Origin of the sequence: Pseudomonas sp. B13(2017) (assembly GCF_002113245.1) — a bacterium.
Taxonomy (GTDB): domain Bacteria; phylum Pseudomonadota; class Gammaproteobacteria; order Pseudomonadales; family Pseudomonadaceae; genus Aquipseudomonas; species Aquipseudomonas putida_Z.
The window spans coordinates 203,528-224,614 of sequence record NZ_NEJX01000007.1 but is presented as its reverse complement, the minus strand read 5'-3'; the positions used below and the strand labels follow the sequence as shown (position 1 = coordinate 224,614).

Here is a 21,087-nt window from a genome sequence, read left to right as displayed (position 1 = left end):
CCATCCGAGAGATACCACATATCCTGTGGGAGCGGGCCCGCCCGCGAACACGGGCGAAGCCCGTGCCATCCACTCCGTCAGCGGGTGAGGGTGGTTACCAACCCTGCGGCATACCCCGGCAATGCCGCAAAATCGCGTGCACACACCAGCAACCGGCGATTGGCCCATGGTTCCGTCAGCGCCACCCAGTGCAACGGCAACACCCCTTGCCAACGTTTCACCGCAGCCAGCGGCACCACCCCCACCCCGGCCCCGCCCGCAACCATGCGGATCACGCCATCGAACCCCTCGGCACGCACTCGAACCTGCATGCGCCGCCCCTCGCGCAGTGCCTGCTCTTCCAGGTACAACGCCAGTGCACTGCCAGCCCCCAGGCCGACATAGCCATGGGCCAGGCTATCGATGAAGCTCGGCGCGACCTCGTTGGCCAGCGGATGGCGCTGCGGCGTTACCAGCACCAGCGGATCTTCGCGAAACGGCCGGGTCTGCAGGTGCGCGCTGGGTGCGGCGGTCGAAACGATGCCCAGGTCTGCCATGCCTTGGGTAATCGATTGCACGATGCGCAGGCTCGGCAACTCCTGCACATCCACGCTGACTCCAGGGTTTTCAGCCAGGTAGCCGGCCAGCAGCTCCGGCAGGTACTCCGTGAGTGCCGCCGTGTTGCACAGCAGGCGCACCTGGCCCTGCTGCCCTTGCGCGTACTGGCCCAGGTCGAACTGCAGGCGCTCGACCTGCTGCGATATCAGCCGGGCATGCTGCAGCAGTGCCTGGCCGGCCGGAGTTGCTTGTACACCACGGCGGTTGCGTTCCAGCAAAGGGATGCCCAGCGATGCCTCCATGGCGCGGATCCGCGCACTGGCTGCTGCCAGCGACAGATGGCTGCGGCTGGCACCGGCGGTGATGTTGCCGCACTCCAGGGTGTGCTGGAACAGCCTGAGGTCGATCAGGTCGAAATGCATGTGGCTCTGTCCTGGCAAGAGTCTGGCTGAGTATATGGCAGATTTTCACCCCGGCCGGCGCACACCATCATCGGCCCATGAATACCTTGCTCGCTTTCTACCAGAACATTGGCCCAGCGCTGTCGCTGCTGGTGGTACTGACCTTCCTGCTGGCCGGCGCGGTGAAGGGCGTGATCGGCCTCGGCCTGCCAACGATCGCCATGGGCCTGCTGGGCCTGGCTATGTCACCGGCGCAGGCTGCGGCATTGCTGATCGTGCCGTCGACCCTCACCAACCTGTGGCAGCTGGCCAGCGGTGGGCACCTGCGGGGCTTGTTGGCGCGCCTGTGGCCAATGCTGGCGATGATCTTCGTCGGTACCTTGCTGGGCAGTGCCTGGCTGGGGATCAACAGCGGCCCTTGGGCCGCACATGCACTGGGCGCGGCCTTGATGGTGTATGCGCTGTACGGGCTGGTCGGCCCGGGCCTGCGCCTGGCGCCCGGGCGGGAGCGTTGGTCGGGGCCGCTTTGCGGGCTGGTTACGGGCGTGGTCACGGCGGCGACCGGGGTATTCGTGATACCGGCGGTGCCCTACCTGCAGAGCTTGGGTTTGAGCCGGGAACAGATGATCCAGGCCCTGGGCCTGTCATTCACGGTTTCGACCCTGGCCTTGGCCGTTGGCCTGGCCGGGCAGGATGCCCTGGGTGGCCAGGCACTGGGTGCTTCGCTGCTGATGCTGGCGCCGGCCTTGCTCGGCATGCTGGCCGGCCAGTGGCTGCGTCAGCGCATCAGCGCGCAGTTGTTCAAACGCTGCTTCTTCATCGGCCTGGCCGCACTCGGCGGCCATTTGCTGATCAGCGGTTAGCGCTTGATGCGCTGAGCATGTCGATCATCTGGATGTCGAAATCGCGTTCCAGGTAGTCCATGCGCTTTTCGAAGAACGCGGTCATGTGCGGCAGGGCCGAATGCACATCCAGCGCGGCCTTGTCGGCCCAGACCTCGAAGAACACGAACAGGCTCGGGTCCTGCTTGTCGCGCAGCATGTGGTACTCGATGCAGCCCGGCTCCTGGCGGCTTGGCTCGACGTAGGCGCGGAACAGGGTTTCGAACGCTTCAGCCATTTCCGGGCGGGTCTTGGCTTTGAGGATGAAGGCGTACTGCTCACTCATGGGTCGCTACTCGTTGATGGGAGGTGATGCGATTCTAAGGCAATAATGTATTGTTCATTCGTGACTTCAGATCAATTGTATTTTGCCTATGCATTACTGTATCCCGCGCCTGCGAGCCCCTAACCTGCCGGCCTGACTTTTCCGCGAGGCCCCCATGAAGAAGATCCTTTTGCTCAACGGTGGTAAACAATTCGCTCACTCCGACGGTCGCCTCAACGCGACCTTGCACGAAGCGGCCATCGCTCATCTGGACCGGGCCGGTTTCGATGTGCGCCAGACCTTCATCGACGGTGGCTACGACGCCCAGGAAGAGGTGGAGAAGTTCCTCTGGGCCGATGTGGTGATCTACCAGATGCCCGGTTGGTGGATGGGCGCGCCATGGACCGTTAAAAAGTACATCGACGAGGTGTTCACCGCCGGCCACGGTAGCTTGTATGCCAACGACGGCCGTACCCGTGCGGACCACTCGCAGAAGTACGGCAGTGGTGGCCTGGTGCACGGCAAGCAGTACATGCTTTCGCTGACCTGGAATGCACCACAGCAGGCATTCGACGACCCGAGCGATTTCTTCGAGGGCAAGGGGGTGGACGCGGTGTACTTCCCGTTCCACAAGGCCAACCAGTTCCTCGGCATGACCGGGCTGCCGACTTTCCTGGCAGTGGATGTGATGAAGCGGCCGGATGTGCCGGCTGCTTTGGCGGCCTATGAGGCGCATCTGGACAAGGTGTTCGGCAAGGCACAGTAAGGTTTTCTCTGTGCCGGCCTCTTCGCGGGCAAGCCCGCGAAGAGGCCCGTACAGGCACCGCTGGACTTGGCCTCGACAAGCGGCTATCTAATCCCTGCAGAGACCAACCACAGGCGCAGATGTGAAAACCCGATCCGAAGAACTCCAGGTATTCGTCACCGTCATCGACTGCGGCTCGATTTCCGCTGCTGCCGAGCAGATGGGCCAGACTCCGTCCGCCGTCAGCCGTACCCTGTCGCGCCTTGAGGGCAAGCTGGGTACCACGCTGGTCAACCGCACCACTCGGCGCATGGACCTGACCGAGGAGGGCCGCTTCTTCCTCGAACGCGCGCGGTTGATCCTGGAGCAGATGGACGAGATGGAAGAGCGCCTGTCGATGAACCGCCAGACCCCCACCGGGCGCCTGCGCATCAACGCCGCCGCGCCGTTCATGCTGCATGCCATCCTGCCGTGGATCGGCGAGTTCCGCCGCCAATACCCTGGCATCGAACTGGAACTCAATACCGACGACCTGATCATCGACCTGCTGGAGCAAAGCACCGATGTGGCGATCCGCATCGGTGAACTGGCCGACTCCAGCCTGCACGCACGCAGCCTGGGTTGCAGCCCGGTACAGGTGCTGGCCAGCCCGGCCTACCTCGAGCAGCACGGCACGCCGCAGCGGGTCGAGGACCTGGCCAACCACTGCCTGCTTGGCTTCAGCCAGCCCGAATCGCTCAACCACTGGCCACTGCGCCATGCCCAGGGTGACCGCTGGAGCATCCGCCCGGCGCTGATCGCCTCCAGCGGCGAGACCCTGCGCCAACTGGCGCTGGCCGGCGAGGGCATCGTCAGCCTGTCGCACTTCATGACCCACGAGGACATCCGCACCGGGCGCCTGCAAGTGCTGCTGAGCGAAGCCAGCAACGGCTACCGTCAGCCGATCCATGCGGTGTACTACCGCAACACCCAGCTGGCGCTGCGTATCCAGTGCTTCCTCGATTTCATCCAGCGCAAGTTGGCGATGTACGCCAGCTGAGTTGCCTGAACGCGACAGGTCCTGTCCACGGGCGGCGAAACTTCCTGCGGTTGATTGCACAGTCGAAGCGCTTCGGCCTTACTGACTGCTCAACAAAAACAACACCAAGGAAGTGTCATGCGTATTGCTCCGTTCCAGTACCTGGCTCTCGCAGCCGCGATCCTGAGCTGTTCCTCGGTCCATGCCGCCAATCTTGAGGGCGGCGCAGTGGCCGCGCCCGATCAATATGGTGCACAGGTGGCCGCCGACATCCTCAAGAAAGGCGGCAACGCGGTGGATGCGGCAGTGGCCACGGCTTTCACCCTGGCGGTGACTTATCCCGAGGCTGGCAACATCGGCGGTGGCGGGTTCATGACCCTGTTCGTCGACGGCAAACCCTACTTCCTCGACTACCGCGAAGTCGCGCCCCAGGCCGCCACGCGCAACATGTACCTGGACGAAAAGGGTGAGGTCATCGAGAACCTGAGCCTGGTCGGGGCACGCGCTGCTGGCGTACCGGGCACGGTGATGGGGTTGTGGGAGGCGCACCAGAAGTTCGGCAAGCTGCCCTGGAGCGAGCTGCTGACCCCGGCCATCGGCTATGCGAAAAACGGCTTTAAGGTGGCCGCAAAGCAGTACCAGTACCGTAACGATGCCCAGGGCATGTTCAAGACCGCGACCAATTTCAACGACTACTTCGGCAACATGAAGGTCGGCGAGCTGTTCAAGCAACCGGAAATGGCCCAGACCTTGGAACGCATCGCCGACAAGGGTGTGAGCGAGTTCTACCAGGGCAAGACCGCCGACCTGCTGGTGGCGCAGATGCAGGCCGACAAGGGCCTGATCACCAAACAGGACCTCAAGGACTACAAGGCCGTATGGCGTGAGCCGATGGCCGTGAGCTGGCGTGGCAACGTGGTGTATACCGCGCCACCGCCAAGCTCCGGTGGCGTCGCCCTGGCCCAGCTGCTGGGCATCAAGGAAAACCGCGCGGCGGACTTCAAGGGTGTGGCGCACAACTCGGCGCAGTACATACACCTGTTGGCCGAGATCGAGAAGCGCGTGTTCGCCGACCGCGCCGACTACCTTGGCGACCCGGCCTTCACCAAAGTGCCGGTGGATCAGCTGGTGGCCAAGGACTACCTGGCCAAGCGCGCCGCGCAGGTCAACCCGAAGGCCATTTCCGACACCGACAAGGTCAAGCCGGGCCTGGAACCGCACCAGACCACGCACTTCTCGATCGTCGACAAGCAGGGCAATGCGGTCAGCAACACCTACACCCTCAACCTCGATTACGGCAGTGGTGTGGTGGTGAAAGGCGCCGGCTTCCTGCTCAACGACGAGATGGACGATTTCAGCGCCAAGCCGGGGGCGGCGAACGCCTTTGGTGTGGTTGGTGGCGATGCCAATGCCATCGCCCCGGGCAAGCGCATGCTGTCGTCCATGAGCCCCAGCCTGATGACCCGTGATGGCAAGGTCGAGCTGGTCATCGGTACCCCGGGTGGGTCGCGGATCTTCACCTCGATCTTCCAGGTGATGAACAACCTGTACGACTACGACATGCCGCTGGACAAGGCGGTGGCGGCGCAGCGCGTGCACCATCAGTTGCTGCCCAAGGACACCATCTACTTCGACAGCTATGCACCGCTTACCGGGCCGGTGGCTGATGAACTGAAGAAGATGGGCTATGTGCTGGAGGACCAGGGCTGGGAGATGGGGGATATCCAGGCGATCCGGGTTGATGGGACGAAGCTGGAGACCGCTTCGGATCCGCGTGGGCGTGGGGTAGGGATGGTCATCAAGTAAGCGGTCGTCAGTGCCGGCCCTATCGCCGGCAAGCCAGCTCCCACAGGTACGGCGCAGCCCCGAGGCCTGTGCTATCCCTGTGGGAGCCTGGCTTGCCGGCGATGGGCCGCAAAGCGGCCCCAGGGTCTTCAGGTCAGACGCGGAACTGGCTGACCAACGTCTGCAACTGCCCACCCAACCGCGCCAACTCCACGCTGGACGCCGCCGTCTCGTCACTGGCAGCCGCCGTCTGCTCCGACACATCGCGCACATTCAGGATGCTGCGGCTGATCTCCTCCGCCACCGCACTCTGCTGCTCCGCCGCCGCGGCAATCTGCTGGTTCATCGACTGGATGCTCGACACGGTGCTGGTGATGCTCTCCAGCGAAGCCCCGGCCTTGCGCGCCAGCTCGACGCTGCTGTCGGTCAGGGTGCGGCTGCCGTGCATGGCCGTAGCCACTTGCTGGGTCCCATGCTGCAGGCTGGCGATCAGTTCTTCGATCTCTTCGGTGGATTTCTGTGTGCGCTGGGCCAGGCCGCGCACTTCATCGGCGACCACGGCAAAACCACGCCCGGCCTCGCCGGCACGCGCCGCCTCGATCGCTGCGTTCAGCGCCAGCAGGTTGGTCTGTTCGGCCACCGACTTGATCACGTCCATCACGCTGCCGATCTTCTGGCTTTCCTGCTGCAGCAGGTTCATGGCTTCGGTGGAGCGGTGCATGTCCTCGGCCAGGCGCTCGATCTGACCAATTGCTTCGCCCACCACGCGGTCGCCGGCACGGGCTTCGTCATCGGCACCGGTGGCGGCATGCGAGGCCTGTTCGGCATTGCGCGCCACTTCCTGAACGGTAGCGGCCATTTCGTGCATGGCGGTGGCCACCTGGTCGGTCTCGACCTTCTGGCTGTTGGCGCCGGCGCTGGTCTGCTCGGTCACCGCCGACAGTTCCTCGGCAGCGCTGGCGATCTGAGTGACGCCGTCGCGGATGCCGCTGATCAGCTCGCGCAAGGTGGTGCCCATGCGGGCGATGCCTTGTTGCAGCACGCCCAGTTCGTCGCGGCGGGTGACGCGCAGATGCTGGCTGAGGTCGCCGCTGGCGATCTTTTCCACTGCCACCATGGTGTCGCGCAGCGGGCGGGTGATCTGCCGGGTGATCAGCACTGCCGCCAGCACGCCGACCAGCAGCGCCAGCAGCGTGGCGATGGCCTGCAAGCTGCGAGCCTGGCTGCTCTCGATGTCGCGGCGCTGCAGCTGGATCTGGTACAGCGCGTCGCTGCGCTTGACGATGTCGGCACCCTGCACGGTCATTTCGGCGCGCGCAGTGGTGATGTTGGCGACCGCATCGCGGAACTGGCGCACGGCGTCACGGTAGGCCAGCACCGAGCCTTCGAACTGTTGCAGGCGTGTGTCTTCGGCCGGCAGCTGGCGCTTGAGGTTGTCGATTTCGGCCAGGGCGGCGTCCAGCTGGCGCAGGGCGGCCTGCTCGTTGGCGGCGCTGTTTTCGGCAATGTAGCCGCGTACGTCGATGCGCACCTGCAACAGTTGCTGGCGGGCCTTGCTGATCAACTGGTACTGGGCCAGGCGCACGCTGTCGGCTTCGGGGCGCGCCATGACTTCCTGGCTGAGGGCGTCCATGGCCTGGTCGGCACGGCTGGCCGAGCCGTCCATGGCCGTGCGCGCGGTGCGGGTGGCGTCGTAGCCCTGGCGCATCTTGTTCAGCGACACCTTGTAGGCGCTGATGGTCTCGCCCAGTTCACCCAGCAGCTTGATGTTTTCCGGGCTCTTGAAGGTGCTGGCCAGGTAGGCCTGCTGCTTGCTGAAGGCGTCCAGCTTGGTCTGGGTGTTGGCGGCGGCGGCATCGTCGCCGTTGGCGATCATGTACTGCAGGCGGGCAATGCGCAGGTCGGTCAGGTCCTTGTTGAGCTGGCCGATATCGCCCATCCAGTTGCTGCGGTCGATCAGGCTGCCCAGGCTGGTCCAGCCGGTCAGGGCCAGCAGGCCGGTGAGGATCAGTACCAGGCCGAAGCCCAGGCCGAGTTTGAGGTTGACGCTGATGTTGGCGAACCAGCTGTTCATGCACGCTCTCCAGAAGTTGTTTTCGCTCGCTTGATCTTCGATCGCCAGGCGTTGTTGTTCTGGATGCCCGCTGATTCGTGCAGGGGTTATCGGCAGTGATGGAGGAAGCTGAAACGCTTTTTCAGCAGAATTGTAACTGGCTTGATTGGGGCTGCTCTGCAGCCCTTCGCGGGCATGCCCGCTCCCACAGGGATAGCGCCAACTTCAAGGGCAGCGATTTACCTGTGGGAGCGGGCGTGTCGGGGCGCCGAACCGCCGCGAAGGGCCGCAAAGCGGCCCCATGAAGCCTCAGAGGTTGCGCGCGCTGAAGGTATCGCAGCGGTTCACTTCGCCCTCGGCAAACCCGGCCTTGAACCAGCGCACCCGCTGCGCCGAGGTGCCGTGGGTGAACGAGTCTGGTACCACGCGCCCGCGGCCTTGCTGCTGCAGGCGGTCATCGCCAATGGCATTGGCCGCGTTCAGCGCCTCTTCGACGTCGCCCGGTTCCAGCCAGTTCAGGCGCTTCTGCGCCTGGTAGGCCCATACACCAGCCAGGCAGTCGGCCTGCAGTTCCTGGCGCACCAGCAGGCCATTGTCGCCTTCCATGCGCTGGCCACTGCGGCGCGCGGCATCGACCTTGGCCGACACGCCCAGCAGGGTCTGTACGTGATGGCCGATTTCGTGGGCGATCACGTAGGCCTGGGCAAAGTCGCCGGCTGCGGCGAAGCGGGTTTCCATTTCGCGGAAGAACGACATGTCCAGGTAGACCCGCTGGTCTGCCGGGCAGTAGAACGGCCCCACCGCCGCCGAGGCAAAGCCACAGGCCGAATTGACCTGGCCGCTGAACAGCACCAGCTTGGGGTCGCGGTACTGCTTGCCGCCCTCGGCGAACAGGGCTTTCCAGGTGTCTTCGGTATCGCCCAGGATCGAGGCGACGAACTCGGCCTGCTGGTCGTTGGCCGGTGGGGCCTTGCCGCCCGCGCTGCTGGGCGCCTGCTGTTGTTGCTGCTCCATCTGGCCGGCGAGCTGGCCAAGAATCTGCAACGGGTCCTGGCCGGTGAGCCAGCCGATGCCGACAATCAGCAGCACCGCACCAAGCCCCAGCCCCTTGCCGCCGCCGAAACGCATGCCGCCGCCACCACCTTCGCCTCGGGCATCGACCACATTGTCGCTGCGTCGGCCTTTTCGCCAATCCATGAATGCTCTCCGGAGCGTGAAACAAGAAGACAAAGATTAGTCCACGACGGCGGCGAGTGTCAGGCCAAGGTGCTTATGCATAACCAAATGGTTATGTTTGATGTGGCTGATTTCAATATTCATTGCACCCTACCTGCCTGAAACTGCATGTGGGAGCGGGCTTGCCCGCGACAGGGTTTCAAAGCCCCCCCGCGCATTTCCATAATTCCAAGAGAGGAAACCGGCATGCCCGCCCAGGACAACAGCCGCTTCGTGATCCGTGATCGCAACTGGCACCCGAAAGCCCTTACGCCTGACTACAAGACGTCCATTGCCCGCTCGCCGCGCCAGGCGCTGGTCAGCATCCCGCAGTCGATCAGCGAAACCACCGGCCCGGACTTTTCCCACCTGGGCTTCGGCGCCCATGACCATGACCTGCTGCTGAACTTCAACAACGGCGGCTTGCCGATCGGCGAGCGCATCATCGTCGCCGGCCGTGTCGTCGACCAGTACGGCAAGCCTGTGCCAAATACCCTGGTGGAAATGTGGCAGGCCAATGCCGGCGGCCGCTACCGTCACAAGAACGACCGCTACCTGGCGCCGCTGGACCCGAACTTCGGTGGCGTCGGCCGTTGCCTGACCGACCGTGATGGCTACTACAGCTTCCGCACCATCAAGCCGGGCCCGTACCCATGGCGCAACGGCCCGAACGACTGGCGCCCGGCGCACATCCACTTCGCCATCAGCGGCCCGTCGATCGCCACCAAGCTGATCACCCAGCTGTACTTCGAGGGTGACCCGCTGATCCCGATGTGCCCGATCGTCAAGTCGATCGCCAACCCGCAAGCCGTGCAGCAGTTGATCGCCAAGCTCGACATGAGCAACGCCAACCCGATGGACTGCCTGGCCTACCGCTTCGACATCGTGCTGCGCGGCCAGCGCAAGACCCACTTCGAAAACTGCTGAGGACCCCGCCATGCCAATCGAACTGCTGCCGGAAACCCCTTCGCAGACCGCCGGCCCCTACGTGCACATCGGCCTGGCCCTGGAAGCGGCCGGCAACCCGACCCGCGACCAGGAAATCTGGAACCGCCTGGCCAAGCCGGACGCGCCGGGCGAGCACATCCTGCTGATCGGCCAGGTGTATGACGGTAACGGCCACCTGGTGCGCGATTCGTTCCTGGAAGTGTGGCAAGCCGATGCCAACGGCGAGTACCAGGATGCCTACAACCTGGAAAACGCCTTCAACAGCTTTGGCCGCACCGCCACCACCTTCGATGCCGGTGAGTGGACCCTGCACACGGTCAAGCCGGGTGTGGTGAACAACGCTGCGGGCGTGCCGATGGCGCCGCACATCAACATCAGCCTGTTTGCCCGGGGGATCAACATCCACCTGCACACGCGGCTGTATTTCGATGACGAGGCCGAGGCCAATGCCAAGTGCCCGGTGCTCAACCTGATCGAGCAGCCGCAGCGGCGCGAGACCCTGGTGGCCAAGCGTTGCGAGGTGGACGGGAAGACGGCGTATCGCTTCGATATCCGTATTCAGGGGGAAGGGGAGACGGTGTTCTTCGACTTCTGAGTGAAGCCTGGGGCCGCTTTGCGGCCCATCGCCGGCAAGCCAGCTCCCACACCGACCGCGCGGCCCTCAAGGCCTGTGCAGCACCTGTGGGAGCTGGCTTGCCGGCGATGGGCTGCAAAGCAGCCCCGGCGATCTGAAGGTCAGCGCCGAACCAGCAAAACCCCACTCTCCATATGGTGGGTATACGGGAACTGGTCAAATAACGCACACCGCTCGATGCGGTGGGTGTCCTGCAACTGGGCAATGTTCGCCGCCAGCGTTTCCGGGTTGCACGAGATGTACAGGATCCGCTCGAAACGCCGGGTCAGCTCGCAGGTATCCGGGTCCATCCCCGCCCGTGGCGGGTCGACGAACACCGTACCGAACGCGTAGCTCTTCAGGTCGATGCCTTCCAGACGGCGGAACGGCCGCACCTCATTCAGCGCCTGGGTCAGCTCTTCTGCCGACAGGCGCACCAGCCGCACGTTATCCACAGCGTTCTCGTCGAGGTTGCTCAGCGCGGCATTGACCGAGGTCTTGCTGATTTCCGTGGCCAGCACCTGGCGCACGCGGGTGGCCAGCGGCAGGGTGAAGTTGCCGTTGCCGCAGTACAGCTCCAGCAGGTCGTCATCGCGCTCGCCGATGGCCTCGAAGGCCCAGCTCAGCATCTTCTGGTTCACCGCGCCGTTGGGCTGGGTGAACGCGCCTTCCGGCTGGCGGTAGCTGAACACACGGCCAGCGACGTCGAGTTTTTCCACCGCGTAGTCACGGCCGATGACCAGGCGCTTGCCCTTGGAGCGGCCGATGATGCTCACGCCCAGCTCTTCGGCCAGCTGCCGTGCGGCCGTTTCCCAGGCCTCGTCCAACGGGCGGTGGTAGCACAGGGTGACCATGGCATCGCCGGCCAGGGTGGTGAGGAACTCCACCTGGAACAGGCGGTTGCCCAGTTCCTCGCTGGCCTGCCAGGCCGCCTTCAGGCGCGGCATCAGTGCATTGATGCGCTGGCTGGCGATGGGGAAGTCGTCGATCAGGATCGCCTTGTGCTTCTCGCCCGGGGCGAACATGGCGTAGTGGCGCTGGCCATCCTCGCGCCACAGGCGGAATTCGGCGCGCAGGCGGTAATGCTCGCGCGGCGAGTCGAAAACAGCCGGCTCCGGCGCGCCGAACGGCGCCAGCAGCTCGCGCAGCCGGGCCACCTTGGCGTCCAGCTGGGTGGTGTAGGAGGAGGGGTCGAAAGCAGCACTCATGCGTTGAACCAGCCCAGCTTGATGACGAACAGGATGGAAAGGATCACCAGGGCCGGGTTCAGGTCGCGGTGGCGGCCGGAGATCAGCTTGACGGCGGTCCAGGAAATGAAGCCGAAGGCGATGCCGTTGGCGATCGAGTAGGTCAGCGGCATGGCCAGGGCGGTCACTACCACCGGTGCGGCTTCGGTGACGTCGTCCCAGTTTATTTCTGCCAGGCCCGAGGCCATCAGCACCGCGACGAACAGCAGCGCCGGGGCGGTGGCGAAGGCCGGCACGCTACCGGCCAGCGGGGCGAAGAATAGCGCCAGCAGGAACAGCACGGCGACCACGATGGCGGTCAGGCCGGTGCGGCCACCGGCGCTCACGCCGGCGGCGGATTCGATGTAGCTGGTGGTGGTCGAGGTGCCCAGCAGGGAGCCGGCCATGGCTGCGGTACTGTCGGCGATCAGGGCACGGCCCATCTTCGGCATGTGGCCGTCCTTGCCCATCAGCCCGGCGCGCTTGGCCACGCCGATCAGGGTGCCGGAGTTGTCGAACAGGTCGACGAACAGGAAGGCGAAGATCACGCTGACCAGGCCCACGTCCAGCGCGCCGGCGATGTCCAGCTGCAGGAAGGTCGGGGCCAGCGATGGCGGCATCGAGACCACGCCGCCGAAGGGCGTCACGCCCATCAGGATCGAGGCGATGGTTACGGCGAGAATGCCGATCAGCACGGCGCCGCGCACTTTCAGCGACTCGAGGCCGACGATCAGGAAGAAGCCCAGGGTGGCGAGGATCGGTGCCGGCTGCTTGAGGTCGCCCAGGCCCACCAGGGTGGCTGGGTTATCGACGACGATGCCTGCGTTATGCAGGGCGATCAATGCCAGGAACAGGCCGATACCCGCGGCAATGGCCGAACGCAGCGGCAGCGGGATGCTGTTCACGATCCATTCGCGGATGCGGAAGATCGACAGCAGGAAGAACATCACCGCCGACAGGAACACCGCACCCAGTGCCACCTGCCAGGTGTGGCCCATGTGCAGGACCACGGTGTAGGTGAAGAACGCGTTCAGGCCCATGCCCGGCGCCAGGGCGATCGGGTAGTTGGCGATCAGGCCCATGGTCACCGAGCCGATGGCTGCGGCCAGGCAGGTGGCGACGAAGATCGCGCCCTTGTCCATGCCGGTCTCGCCGAGGATGCTCGGGTTGACGAACAGGATGTAGGCCATGGCCAGGAAGGTGGTGACGCCCGCGAGAATCTCGGTGCGCACATTGGTGTTGTGTGCTTTTAGTTGAAACAGCCTTTCCAGCATGCCCGCTCCCCAAGGCGCCCCCGGCGCCATGAATGTATCGACCCCATCAGCAAAGCACAGACCGTACCGGTTGCCGTGGTTTTGTGTGGGGCGGAAAAAAGCCGCGCATCATACCAGCATGCTTGGCGGGGGCCTATGGCCGTTGGGGAATGGGTTCTCTATAGCCTGTACCGGCCCTTTCGCGGGCTTGCCCGCTCCCACAAGGACCGCGCCGCCCTCAGGCCCTGTGGTGTCCCTGTGGGAGCGGGCAAGCCCGCGAAAGGGCCGGCACAGGCGAGCGATCAACCGTTATGCAACCGGTCCCGCTTGGCCAGTGTCGGGAACAGCTTTATCCACACCCCGGTCACCACCAAAGTGCCCACCCCACCCAGCACCACCGCCGGCACTGTGCCAAACCAGTGCGCGGTCACCCCCGATTCGAACTCGCCGAGCTGGTTCGAAGCACCAATGAACAAGCCGTTCACCGCGCTCACCCGCCCGCGCATTTCATCCGGCGTCTCCAGCTGCACGAAGGCGCCGCGGATGACCATGCTGATCATGTCCGCCGCACCCAGCACCACCAGCACTGCCAGCGAGAACCAGAACGAGGTCGACAGGCCGAAGGCGATGGTCGCCACGCCGAACACGCCCACTGCCGTGAACATGGTCCGCCCCACGTTGCGCTCGAACGGGAAGCGCGCCAGCCACAGCGACATCAGCAATGCCCCCACCGCTGGCGCCGAGCGCAGCAGGCCGAGGCCCAGCGGGCCGGTCAGCAGGATGTCCTTGGCGAACACCGGCAGCAGCGCGGTGGCCCCGCCCAGCAGTACGGCGAACAGGTCCAGCGAGATGGCGCCGAGGATGTCCGGCCGGCTGCGAATGAAGCGGATGCCGGCCAGCAGCGATTCGATGCTGGCGCGCCCGCGCTGGGCCACCTGGCCGCGTGCCTGCAGGCTCAGGGTCAGCACGCAGGCGATGGCGTACAGGGCCACGGTGGGGCCGTATACCCAGATGCTGCCGAAGGCATACAGGAAGCCGCCCACCGCCGGCGCCACAATGGTTGCCGACTGGGTGGCCGAGGCCGAAGCCGCCACCGCACGTGGGAACAGCCCGGCCGGTACCACGTTGGGCAGCAGCGCCTGGGTCGCCGGCATTTCGAACGAACGCGTGGCACCGAGCAGGAAGGCGAGGGCGAAGATCAGCTCGCGGGTGACGTTGTCGGTGGCACTGCCCAGCGCCAGTGCCAGGGCTATCAGCCCCTGCAGGCTCTGGCACAGCGCAGCGACCTTGCGCCGGTCATAGCGGTCGGCAACATGCCCGGTGTGCAGCATGAACAGCACCCGCGGGGCGAACTCGACCAGGCCGACCAGGCCCAGGTCCAGCACATTGCCGGTCAATTGGTAGAGGTGCCAGCCAATGGCCACGGTGAGCATCTGGAAGCCGCTGGCGGTGAACACGCGGGCCAGCCAGAAGGCCAGGAACGGGCGGTGGTGACGCAAGAACTGCGGTGCGGAATCGGACATCGGAAACCAGGGGCCTCGGCGCAGTAGAGGGGTTCGCAGCGTATCATCTGTTTGTAACAAACGGTTACTGTTTGCCGGAGTCGGCACTTTTTCACGTGTCATGAAAGGGGGTGGGGCAACCGGTCACGCGGCAATCAACCACACGGCCCGGCGGGCCATTCAGGACTATGCTTCCTAGCAATCGTTGATCTGGGTCAATCGTTCCAGATGTAACGATCGGGCCCTCGGGCCGAAATCCCTGCGATCGAACAGAACAATTCCAACGCGCCGCACTCGACTACCGTGGGGGCAGTGGGCGACGGGGCCAGCGGCCCGGACGCCGGATTATCTGAAGAGGAAGCACCATGTTCGGAATAGAGGCCTTAGAGCTCGCCCGAATGCAGTTTGCCTTTACCGTGTCGTTCCATATCCTGTTCCCGGCCATCACCATTGGCCTGGCGAGCTACCTGGCAGTCCTCGAAGGACTCTGGCTGCGGACCAACAACCAGGTCTACCGTGACCTTTATCACTTCTGGTCGAAAATCTTCGCCGTCAACTTCGGCATGGGGGTGGTTTCCGGCCTGGTCATGGCCTACCAGTTCGGTACCAACTGGAGCCGCTTCTCCGACTTCGCCGGCGCCATTACCGGCCCGCTGCTCACCTACGAGGTGCTGACCGCGTTCTTCCTCGAGGCTGGCTTCCTGGGGGTCATGCTGTTTGGCTGGAACCGCGTCGGCCGTGGCCTGCACTTCTTCTCCACGGTGATGGTTGCGCTCGGCACCCTGGTCTCGACCTTCTGGATCCTCGCCTCCAACAGTTGGATGCAGACCCCGCAAGGCCACGAGATCATCGATGGCCGGGTGGTGCCGGTGGACTGGCTGGCGGTGGTATTCAACCCCTCGTTCCCCTACCGCCTGATGCACATGGCCACTGCCGCGTTCGTTGCCACCGCGTTTTTCGTCGGTGCCTCGGCGGCCTGGCACCTGCTGCGCGGGCGTGACAACCCGGCGGTGCGCAAGATGCTGTCGATGGCCATGTGGATGGCGCTGATCGTCGCCCCGATCCAGGCGGTGATCGGTGACTTCCATGGCCTCAACACGCTCAAGCACCAGCCGGTGAAAATCGCCGCGATCGAAGGCCACTGGGAGAACGTGCCCGGCGAGCCGACCCCGCTGATCTTGTTCGGCATTCCCGACATGCAGGCCGAAACCACCCACTTCAAGCTCGAGATCCCGGCGCTCGGCAGCCTGATCCTGACCCACAGCCTGGACAAGCAGGTGCCGGCGATGAAGGAGTTCCCGCCCGAAGACCGGCCCAACTCGACCATCGTCTTCTGGTCGTTCCGGATCATGGTCGGGCTGGGGTTCCTGATGATCTTCGTCGGCCTGTGGAGCCTCTGGCTGCGCAAGCGTGGCACGCTCTACACCTCGCGGCCGTTCCTGTACCTGGCCCTGTGGATGGGCCCTTCCGGGCTGATCGCGCTGCTGGCCGGCTGGTTCACCACCGAAATCGGCCGCCAGCCCTGGGTGGTGTATGGCCTGATGCGCACGGCAGACGGTGTGTCCAACCACAGTTACGCCCAGCTCGGCTTTACCCTGGTGGCCTTCGTGGTGGTGTACTTCGCCCTGTTCGGCACCGGCCTTGGCTACATGATGCGCCTGGTGCGCAAAGGGCCGCAGACCGGTGAGGGTGACGAGCACAACCCAGGTGGCCCTGGCACCAAACGCACGCCGGCGCGGCCGCTGTCCGCCGCCGATGATGGCCGAGAGGCCAACTCCGCCAGCCTGAGCAAGGGGAACTGAGCCATGGGTATCGACCTTCCGCTGATCTGGGCCGTGATCATCATCTTCGGCGTCATGATGTACGTGGTGATGGATGGTTTCGACCTGGGGATCGGCATGCTCTTCCCGTTCGTCAAGGGCGAGCATGACCGCGATGTGATGATGAACACCGTCGCCCCCGTGTGGGACGGTAACGAGACCTGGCTGGTGCTGGGCGGTGCCGGGCTGTTCGGGGCGTTCCCGATGGCTTACGCGGTAGTGCTGGAGGCCCTGTACCTGCCATTGATCCTGATGCTGATCGGCCTGATCTTCCGCGGCGTGGCCTTCGAGTTCCGCTTCAAGGCCAAGGCCGACAAGCGCCACATCTGGGACAAGGCGTTCATCTGGGGCTCGTTGATCGCCACTTTCTTCCAGGGCGTGGCGCTGGGTGCCTTCCTCGAAGGCTTCAAGGTGGTCGACCGGCATTTCGCCGGTGGCACCCTTGACTGGCTGACCCCGTTCAGCCTGTTCTGCGGCCTGGGGCTGATCGTTGCCTACACCCTGCTGGGCTGCACCTGGCTGATCATGAAGACCGAAGGGTCGCTGCAGCAGAAGATGCACGACATCGCCCGGCCGCTGGCGCTGGTGCTGCTGGTAGTGATCGGCATCGTCAGCCTGTGGACACCGATCGCCTACCCGCAGATCGCCGCGCGCTGGTTCAGCATGCCTAACCTGGTCTGGTTCATGCCGGTGCCGATCCTGGTGCTGGTAACCTTCTACGGGTTGCTCAAGGCGGTGGCGCGCAATGCGCACTACACGCCGTTCCTGCTGACGTTGGTGCTGATCTTCCTCGGTTACAGCGGCCTGGGCATCAGCCTGTGGCCGAACATCATCCCGCCGTCGATCTCGATCTGGGATGCCGCGGCACCACCGCAGAGCCAGGGCTTCATGCTGGTGGGCACATTGTTCATCCTGCCGTTCATCCTCATGTATACCTTCTGGAGCTACTACGTGTTCCGCGGCAAGGTGACCCATGAAGACGGCTATCACTAGGAGGGCTGCATGATGACCGGCAAGCATGGCTTGGACGAGAAGAAACCCCTGTGGCAGCGTCTGGGCTGGCTGCTGCTGATCTGGGCGATGAGCGTGGCGGCCCTGGGCGTGGCGGCCTACGTGATGCGGCTGTTCATGGGGGCTGCGGGGCTGACCACCCATTGAGGTAAGCCTGCTCTGGCCCTATCGCCGGTAAGCCAGCTCCCACAGGTAAGTCACTGCCCTTGAATGCAGTGCAGTACCTGTGGGAGCTGGCTTGCCGGCGATAGGGCCGGTACAGGCTTACTTGCGGGCTTTCAGGATAACGAACTTGGGCGTAGCCGCCACCTGCTCCACCCCCCGGAACAACCGCGCCAGCTTGCTGTGATAGCCCAGGTGCCGGTTACCCACGATATACAGCGCCCCACCCACCACCAACGCTTCACGCGCCTGTTGGAACATGCGCCAGGCGAGGAAATCGCCCACCACCTGCTGCTGGTGGAACGGCGGATTGCACAGCACCACGTCCAGCGACTGCTTCTCTACCCCCGCCAACCCATCGGCTGCCTCGAACACCGCCGGGCGCTCGCCCAGCGCGGCCTGCCAGTTCTCCCGCGCCGACTGCACCGCCATGTACGACTCGTCGACCAGGGTGTATTGGGCATCCGGGTTGGCCAGGGCGCTGGCGATCGCCAGCACGCCGTTGCCGCAGCCCAGGTCCGCCACCCGCGCGCGGCCCAGTTCGCGGGGCAGGTGCGGCAGGAACGCCCGCGTGCCGATATCCAGCCCCTCTCGGCAGAATACGTTGGCGTGGTTGAGCAGCTCCAGCGCCGGCGCGTCGAGGCGGTAGCGGCTAGGGTAGGGCGAGCGGGCGACCGGCCGTTCGGCCACCGTCGCGGTCAGCAAGCGGGCCTTTTTCTGCGCCAGCGAGGCCTGCACCGGGCCGATGTACTTCTCCATCAGGTCACCGGCCGCCCGTGGCAGGTGCTTGATCATCGCCCCTGCAATCACCTGCGCACCGGGCGCCAGGTGACCTTGCAGGCGGATCAGTTGTTCTTCGAGCAGGGCCAGGGTCTTGGGCACGCGCACCAGTACCCGGTCGAACGGGCCTTGCCAGCGTTCGCTGGCCGGCACGAATGGCACGCTGTCGAACGGCAGGCCATTGCGTGCCAGGTTCTTTTCCAGGGCCAGGTGCGCCAGGTGTGAATCGCCACTGCTGACCACCTGCAGCTTGCCCGCCAGGCTGGCGGCCAGGGCGCCGAAGCTGTCATTGAGCACCAGAACCCGGCAGTTGGCCTCGGGGGCCTGTTCGTGCAGTTGCGCAAGCAGGTACTCGTCGGCGGCATCGAAAGCCTGCAGCGGGTCGTTGGCCTGTTCCGGCTGGCGGATCAGGTCGAGTTCGGCGTAGGGGGTGGTCAACAGGGGCATGGCGTCTGGCTCGGGTACGAAACTGCCCGTTGCGGTTCGCCCCGGGCTTTGCCGGGCGATTCTACAGGGCTTTGCCCAAGGTCGCAGGTTTGAAGGTCAGATCCAGCCACGCATGACGGCGATGGCGATGGCGGCGGCCTTGTTGGCGGCGTTGGTCTTGGTGATGGCACTGCGGATATGGAAGTTTACCGTGCTTTGGGACAGTGACAGGATGCAGGCAACGTCGGCGGCGGTCTTGCCGGCGGCCGACCATTTCAGCACTTCCAGCTCCCGCTCGCTCATTTTCGGCTGCGGCGGGCATAGTGCAGTGAGGTGATGTGCGCTGATCACCTCATGCAGTGTGTGACTCAGCCACTGCACACTGCCGGCCTTTCTGTAGAGTTCGACAATACTGATGGGCTTGGTGGACCTGGCCACGCTTATCTGGCTTTCGTTGTGCTGCTGGTCGTGCAATGACTGCGTCCAGCCATGGCGCAAACCGCTCTGGCAGGCAGCTTTACGAAATTGCGGAGCCTCGCGATACAGATCATCGGTCCACAGCACCGGCATGGTCGAGCCGTGGCTCGCATTGGCGGCTGAATCCTGCTTGTAGAGGTCATCGCGCTGGTAGCGCTCGATCCATTCATGGGGGTAATTGCTGTACATGAACAGGTGGGGTGTTTGCGTAGCGATCTGGATGCGAATGTTCAGCCCCAGGTACTCCATGCCCAGATCCTGCGCCATATGCACGGCCATGCCGAACAACTTCTGTGGGCAGCGTTCGTCGGCGAACGCACGAAGATACTCGGGTTTCCAGTGGCGCATCTGAAATACTCCTTGTGCCTCAGGTCCAGTCCGTTTGGATGCCCGGATGATTGTAGGAAAAGACCTACCAATGTGCTGAGATTTTTTTGTTATAGCGGTCAGGATCCGATGCGACTTCGGCAGGATCGCCGCAGATGAGGCCCTACAAAGCAGTGGTTTTTATCCGCGCCACTTTGCGCGACACTGTGCGCACGCCAAACTTGGAGCCCGATATGACCGCTAGCGCCGAAAAGTTCACCCGCCAGACCCTGCTCGATGTTCAGCCACTTACGCCGAACCTCTTCAGCCTGCGGGTTACGCGCGATGCGGGGTTCCGCTTCCGTTCCGGCCAGTTTGCCCGCCTTGGCGTGACCAAGGCCGATGGCAGCGTGGTGTGGCGCGCCTATTCCATGGTCAGCGCGCCCCATGACGAGCACCTCGACTTCTTCTCCATCGTGGTGCCAGGTGGGGAATTCACCAGCGAGCTGAGCCGGTTGGGGGCAGGCGATACCCTGTTGATCGACCGCCAGGCCTTCGGCTTCCTCACCCTCGACCGCTTCGTCGGTGGCCGCGACCTGTGGTTGCTGGCGACCGGTACTGGCATTGCGCCGTTCATGTCGATCCTGCAGGACTTCGAGGCTTGGGAGCGTTTCGACAACATCAAGCTGGTGTATTCGGTGCGCGAAGCGAAAGAGCTGGCTTATGTGGATGAAATCGCCGGGCTGGAGCAGCGCGATTACCTGGCCGAATTCGCTGGCAAGTTGCAGTTCATTCCGGTGGTGACCCGTGAACAGCACCCGGGGGCGTTGAACCAGCGTATTACCACGCTGATCGAGAATGGCGAGCTGGAGAAGGCGGCGGGGCTGGAACTGTCGCCGGAACATTCGCGGGTGATGCTGTGTGGCAACCCAGAGATGATTGATGAAACTCGCAAGGTACTGAAGGCGCGCGACCTGCAATTGAGCCTGAGCAAGCGGCCGGGGCAGGTGGCTGTGGAGAACTACTGGTAAGGCCGTTGGGGCCGCTTTGCGGCCCATCGCGACACAAGGCCGCTCCTACAGGAACCGCGATTTCCTGGGAGATGCAAAAACCTTGTAGGAGCGGCCTTGTGTCGCGATAGGGCTGCAAGGCAGCCCCGGCAATCTCAAGGCAAGCGGTTCTGATTCTGCGCCTTGAGCAAGTCGCGGATCTCGGTCAGCAAGGTCTCTTCTGCAGTCGGCACAGGCGGTGCAGTCGGCGCCACGGCCTCTTCACGCTTGAGCTGGTTGATCGCCTTCACCCCCATGAAGATGGCAAAGGCCACGATCACGAAGTCGATCACGGTCTGGATGAACTTGCCATACGCCAGCACCACCGCCGGAACGTCACCTTCGGCAGCCTTCAGGGTAATTGCCAGGTCGCTGAAGTCCACGCCACCGATCAACAGGCCCAGTGGCGGCATGACCACGTCACCGACGAAAGACGAGACGATCTTGCCGAAGGCCGCGCCGATGATGATACCAACCGCCATGTCGACGACATTGCCTTTGACCGCGAAGGCCTTGAATTCACTGATCATGCCCATGTTTGGTTCCTTGTAACAAAAGGTAAGGTTTACGCAGTGTAAGCCACTCAAACGCTTCATGCGTTGTGTTCAGGGCCA

The 21,087-nt window shown here is 64.1% G+C and carries 20 protein-coding genes; 10 read left to right on the top strand and 10 right to left on the bottom strand.

Going from position 1 to position 21,087, the window contains the following annotated elements; translation table 11 throughout:
- Window positions 1–77: 77 nt before the first annotated feature.
- Window positions 78–959, bottom strand: coding sequence for a LysR substrate-binding domain-containing protein (locus tag CAG44_RS12435; RefSeq protein WP_085692232.1), 882 nt, complete (start codon window positions 957–959; stop codon window positions 78–80).
- A gap of 77 nt (window positions 960–1,036) precedes the next feature.
- Between CAG44_RS12435 and CAG44_RS12430 the strand changes: the two genes are divergently transcribed.
- The gene (locus CAG44_RS12430) at window positions 1,037–1,801 is read left to right on the top strand and encodes a sulfite exporter TauE/SafE family protein (protein WP_085692231.1); all 765 of its coding nucleotides are present in this window, start codon (window positions 1,037–1,039) and stop codon (window positions 1,799–1,801) included.
- On the opposite strand, the gene CAG44_RS12425 is transcribed toward CAG44_RS12430, so the two are convergent.
- A complete protein-coding gene (locus tag CAG44_RS12425; RefSeq protein ID WP_003258316.1) occupies window positions 1,791–2,105 on the bottom strand; it encodes a putative quinol monooxygenase in 315 nt (104 codons plus the stop codon). The two genes, CAG44_RS12430 and CAG44_RS12425, sit on opposite strands and share 11 nt — an antisense overlap.
- Window positions 2,106–2,259: 154 nt before the next feature.
- Here CAG44_RS12425 and CAG44_RS12420 point away from each other — a divergent pair, with 154 nt between their 5' ends.
- The 3 genes from CAG44_RS12420 to ggt all read left to right on the top strand — a co-directional run bounded on the left by CAG44_RS12420 (window position 2,260) and on the right by ggt (window position 5,653).
- A complete protein-coding gene (locus CAG44_RS12420; RefSeq protein WP_085592995.1) occupies window positions 2,260–2,850 on the top strand; it encodes an NAD(P)H-dependent oxidoreductase in 591 nt (196 codons plus the stop codon).
- A gap of 121 nt (window positions 2,851–2,971) precedes the next feature.
- Window positions 2,972–3,868, top strand: a complete 897-nt coding sequence (locus CAG44_RS12415) for a LysR family transcriptional regulator (protein ID WP_085692230.1) — start codon at window positions 2,972–2,974, stop codon at window positions 3,866–3,868.
- 117 nt (window positions 3,869–3,985) lie between these two features.
- Window positions 3,986–5,653, top strand: a complete 1,668-nt coding sequence (gene ggt, locus CAG44_RS12410; protein WP_085692229.1) for a gamma-glutamyltransferase — start codon at window positions 3,986–3,988, stop codon at window positions 5,651–5,653.
- 133 nt (window positions 5,654–5,786) lie between these two features.
- Here ggt and CAG44_RS12405 read toward each other — a convergent pair whose 3' ends face one another.
- Together CAG44_RS12405 and CAG44_RS12400 are read right to left on the bottom strand one after the other, a co-directional pair.
- The gene (locus CAG44_RS12405; RefSeq protein ID WP_085692228.1) at window positions 5,787–7,706 is read right to left on the bottom strand and encodes a methyl-accepting chemotaxis protein; all 1,920 of its coding nucleotides are present in this window, start codon (window positions 7,704–7,706) and stop codon (window positions 5,787–5,789) included.
- 288 nt (window positions 7,707–7,994) lie between these two features.
- Window positions 7,995–8,882: a neutral zinc metallopeptidase gene (locus tag CAG44_RS12400; RefSeq protein ID WP_025340648.1), complete on the bottom strand. Its 888-nt coding sequence runs from the start codon at window positions 8,880–8,882 to the stop codon at window positions 7,995–7,997.
- Window positions 8,883–9,107: 225 nt separating this feature from the next.
- Between CAG44_RS12400 and pcaH the strand changes: the two genes are divergently transcribed.
- Both pcaH and pcaG read left to right on the top strand, forming a co-directional pair.
- Window positions 9,108–9,827, top strand: a complete 720-nt coding sequence (pcaH, locus tag CAG44_RS12395; protein ID WP_003251597.1) for a protocatechuate 3,4-dioxygenase subunit beta — start codon at window positions 9,108–9,110, stop codon at window positions 9,825–9,827.
- A 10-nt stretch (window positions 9,828–9,837) separates the two neighbouring features.
- The gene (gene pcaG, locus CAG44_RS12390; RefSeq protein WP_015271805.1) at window positions 9,838–10,443 is read left to right on the top strand and encodes a protocatechuate 3,4-dioxygenase subunit alpha; all 606 of its coding nucleotides are present in this window, start codon (window positions 9,838–9,840) and stop codon (window positions 10,441–10,443) included.
- 140 nt (window positions 10,444–10,583) lie between these two features.
- Here pcaG and trmA read toward each other — a convergent pair whose 3' ends face one another.
- The 3 genes from trmA to CAG44_RS12375 all read right to left on the bottom strand — a co-directional run bounded on the left by trmA (window position 10,584) and on the right by CAG44_RS12375 (window position 14,463).
- Window positions 10,584–11,669: a tRNA (uridine(54)-C5)-methyltransferase TrmA gene (trmA, locus tag CAG44_RS12385; protein ID WP_085692227.1), complete on the bottom strand. Its 1,086-nt coding sequence runs from the start codon at window positions 11,667–11,669 to the stop codon at window positions 10,584–10,586.
- Window positions 11,666–12,961, bottom strand: a complete 1,296-nt coding sequence (locus CAG44_RS12380; RefSeq protein WP_015271803.1) for an NCS2 family permease — start codon at window positions 12,959–12,961, stop codon at window positions 11,666–11,668. The genes trmA and CAG44_RS12380 overlap by 4 nt, the downstream gene beginning before the upstream one ends.
- 281 nt (window positions 12,962–13,242) lie before the next feature.
- Window positions 13,243–14,463, bottom strand: coding sequence for an MFS transporter (locus CAG44_RS12375; RefSeq protein ID WP_085692226.1), 1,221 nt, complete (start codon window positions 14,461–14,463; stop codon window positions 13,243–13,245).
- Between the two features lie 344 nt (window positions 14,464–14,807).
- Here CAG44_RS12375 and CAG44_RS12370 point away from each other — a divergent pair, with 344 nt between their 5' ends.
- Genes CAG44_RS12370 through CAG44_RS12360 form a run of 3 tightly spaced genes read left to right on the top strand, consistent with a single transcriptional unit; the run spans window position 14,808 to window position 17,420 of the window.
- Window positions 14,808–16,244, top strand: a complete 1,437-nt coding sequence (locus tag CAG44_RS12370) for a cytochrome ubiquinol oxidase subunit I (protein WP_085692225.1) — start codon at window positions 14,808–14,810, stop codon at window positions 16,242–16,244.
- Window positions 16,245–16,247: 3 nt separating this feature from the next.
- The gene (gene cydB / locus CAG44_RS12365; protein WP_085692224.1) at window positions 16,248–17,255 is read left to right on the top strand and encodes a cytochrome d ubiquinol oxidase subunit II; all 1,008 of its coding nucleotides are present in this window, start codon (window positions 16,248–16,250) and stop codon (window positions 17,253–17,255) included.
- 9 nt (window positions 17,256–17,264) lie between these two features.
- Complete coding sequence (locus tag CAG44_RS12360) at window positions 17,265–17,420, top strand: DUF2474 domain-containing protein (protein WP_008094148.1); 156 nt, start codon at window positions 17,265–17,267, stop codon at window positions 17,418–17,420.
- A 117-nt stretch (window positions 17,421–17,537) separates the two neighbouring features.
- Here the strand turns inward: CAG44_RS12360 and CAG44_RS12355 are convergent, their stop codons facing one another.
- Together CAG44_RS12355 and CAG44_RS12350 are read right to left on the bottom strand one after the other, a co-directional pair.
- Window positions 17,538–18,662 carry a methyltransferase gene (locus CAG44_RS12355; RefSeq protein ID WP_085593008.1) on the bottom strand — a complete coding sequence of 375 codons (1,125 nt, stop codon included), beginning with the start codon at window positions 18,660–18,662 and terminating at the stop codon, window positions 17,538–17,540.
- A 96-nt stretch (window positions 18,663–18,758) separates the two neighbouring features.
- Window positions 18,759–19,466: an autoinducer binding domain-containing protein gene (locus CAG44_RS12350; protein WP_085692223.1), complete on the bottom strand. Its 708-nt coding sequence runs from the start codon at window positions 19,464–19,466 to the stop codon at window positions 18,759–18,761.
- Between the two features lie 212 nt (window positions 19,467–19,678).
- On the opposite strand from CAG44_RS12350, the gene CAG44_RS12345 reads away from it, so the two are divergent.
- Window positions 19,679–20,455 (top strand): ferredoxin--NADP reductase, encoded by a 777-nt coding sequence (locus CAG44_RS12345; protein ID WP_046616355.1) that lies wholly within the window; start codon window positions 19,679–19,681, stop codon window positions 20,453–20,455.
- Between the two features lie 134 nt (window positions 20,456–20,589).
- Here the strand turns inward: CAG44_RS12345 and mscL are convergent, their stop codons facing one another.
- On the bottom strand, window positions 20,590–21,009 hold the full coding sequence (mscL, locus tag CAG44_RS12340; RefSeq protein ID WP_013974214.1) for a large-conductance mechanosensitive channel protein MscL: 420 nt from the start codon (window positions 21,007–21,009) through the stop codon (window positions 20,590–20,592).
- Window positions 21,010–21,087 lie beyond the last annotated feature (78 nt).